The sequence below is a fragment of the Mesorhizobium sp. WSM4828 genome (assembly GCF_055811175.1).
Genome location: NZ_JBVVQK010000076.1, coordinates 1 through 2,000 on the forward strand (window position 1 = coordinate 1; position 2,000 = coordinate 2,000).

Sequence of the window (2,000 nt, forward strand, 5' to 3'; positions counted from 1 at the left end):
CCGGGTCCTGGCCGCGCACGGCCGCCTCGGCGGCCCACAGCGGGGCCATCTGCGCCACCGTCTGCGAGGCGATAACGGAGGAGCCTGCGGCATGCAGTTCGTAGAACTTGCGCCGCACGTGCGACCAGCACGCCGCCAGCGTCACGCCGTCATTGCCCCGATCCGATCGGGCCAGCCTGTTATAGGCGGCGTATCCGTCGACCTGCAGGATGCCGCGATAGCCGTCCAGATGGCGGGCGACGCATTCGCCGGCACGGCTGTCTTCGAAGCGATAGGCGACGATGGGCGGTCCGCTGCCACCGAACGGCCGATCATCACGGAGATAGGTCCAGAGGTAGGCCGTCTTGGCCTTGCCCGATCCTGGGGCCAGCGTTGGGAGGGTGGTCTCATCGGCAAAGACCCGCTCACCCTGCTTGATGCGGGTCAGTGCGTAATCGGCGAGCGGCTCGAGCTCGAAGCCGACCTTGCCCATCCACTGGGCCATCTGTGACCGGTCGATCTCGACCTGATCGCGGGCATAGATCGCTTCCTGGCGGTAAAGCGGCAGGCCATCGGCGTATTTCGACACTGCGATCTGCGCCAGCAGCGCTTCGGTCGGAATGCCGCTTTCGACGATGCGGGCGGGAGCGGCTGCCTGGATAACGCCGTCCCAGCCCTTGTAGGCATATTTGGGGCGACGCGTGACGATCACCCGGAACTTCGCCGGGGTGACATCGAGCCGTTCGGAGACGTCCTCGCCGATCAGGATCTTTTCCAGCGCTTCGCAGCCAGCAGGCGTTTCGGGCTCGATAACCACCTCGACCCGTTCGAGATGGGCCGCAAAGCCTTTGCGAGGACGCGGAGCGCGCTTCGCTTTCGAGCCGCCCGCAGACTTCTCCATCTGCGCTTCGATGGCCGCCACGCCGGTTTCGATCTCGTCGAAGACGAGAGCATACTGCTCCTCGCTCAGCGCGCCGGTCCGCAACCGTTCGGAGCGGCTGCCGAAACGCGCCCGCTCCAGCATCTTCACGACCGCGGTCAGCCGTGCGATCCGCTCATCGGCGCTCTTGTTGACCAGCTCGAGATGGAGATTGCGCTCCTCCAGAAGGGCGGCCTTTTGGGCCATGGCAATAACCATCGCCTTGAGCGCGTCAACGTCGTCCGGGAGCGCGAGTTCGGGTGCCGACATGGCCAAAATCAGAGCATATTCGCGAGCAATTTTCCCGCTTTTTCAGCTCCCTGATTCATCATGCCGCAGGGTTTTACCCAGCCGATTGCGGCCGCCTGACGGTCTCCGTCCGAACCCGTTTCCAGTCCATTCCGTCAACCAGAGCCATGAGCTGAGCATGATTGAGCTGGACCCGGTGGTGGCCGATCCGCGGCCAGCAGAACTTCGCGTCGTCCAGCCGCTTGGCATAAAGACATACGCCGCTGCCGTCCCACCAGACGATCTTGATCCTGTCCGCTCTTTTGGCGCGGAAGACATAAAGCGTGCCGTTGAACGGATCCGAGCCGGCATCGCGCACCAGTGCCAGAAGGCCGTCGGGACCTTTTCTAAAATCGACGGGATGACTGGCGACCAACACCTTCACGCCGGCCGGGATCATGCCTGGCGAACCGCCCGGATGATCCGCACCAGCTGCTCCTCATTGATATCGGCACCGGCGCGAATGACCACGCCACCCAGCTCGATCTCCACCGACGCAGACGCTGTCGGCGTGACCTCGACAAAGCCAAGCTGATCCGCATCTCGCTGCGGCGTGACCGCACCGCTCTTGATCGCCTTGCTCCGCCAGCCGAACAGCTGGGCTGGCGCCATCCCCGCTTGTCTGGCGATGGCCGATACATTCGCGCCCGGCTTCAGTGTCGCCTCGATCAGCCGCGACTTCGCTTCCGCCGACCAGCGCCGCCGCGGACGCTGCGGGCTTGCCTCCAGCCGGTTCGGGACCGCCTCAAGGACATGGAAACTTCTATCATCAGGCATAGGCGCAGACATAGAAATTGACACTGTAAGCTCCTCG

At 64.0% G+C, this 2,000-nt stretch carries 3 protein-coding genes; all 3 read right to left on the reverse strand.

Annotated elements, in window-relative coordinates; all coding sequences use genetic code 11:
- Nucleotides 1–1,168, reverse strand: a 1,168-nt coding sequence (gene tnpC / locus AC0L2X_RS32285; protein WP_473601190.1) for an IS66 family transposase, incomplete at its 3' end; no start/stop codon positions are given.
- Between the two features lie 73 nt (nucleotides 1,169–1,241).
- Nucleotides 1,242–1,586 carry an IS66 family insertion sequence element accessory protein TnpB gene (tnpB, locus tag AC0L2X_RS32290; protein ID WP_473601191.1) on the reverse strand — a complete coding sequence of 115 codons (345 nt, stop codon included), beginning with the start codon at nucleotides 1,584–1,586 and terminating at the stop codon, nucleotides 1,242–1,244.
- Nucleotides 1,583–1,963 (reverse strand): transposase, encoded by a 381-nt coding sequence (locus AC0L2X_RS32295; protein WP_473561320.1) that lies wholly within the window; start codon nucleotides 1,961–1,963, stop codon nucleotides 1,583–1,585. The genes tnpB and AC0L2X_RS32295 overlap by 4 nt, the downstream gene beginning before the upstream one ends.
- Nucleotides 1,964–2,000 lie beyond the last annotated feature (37 nt).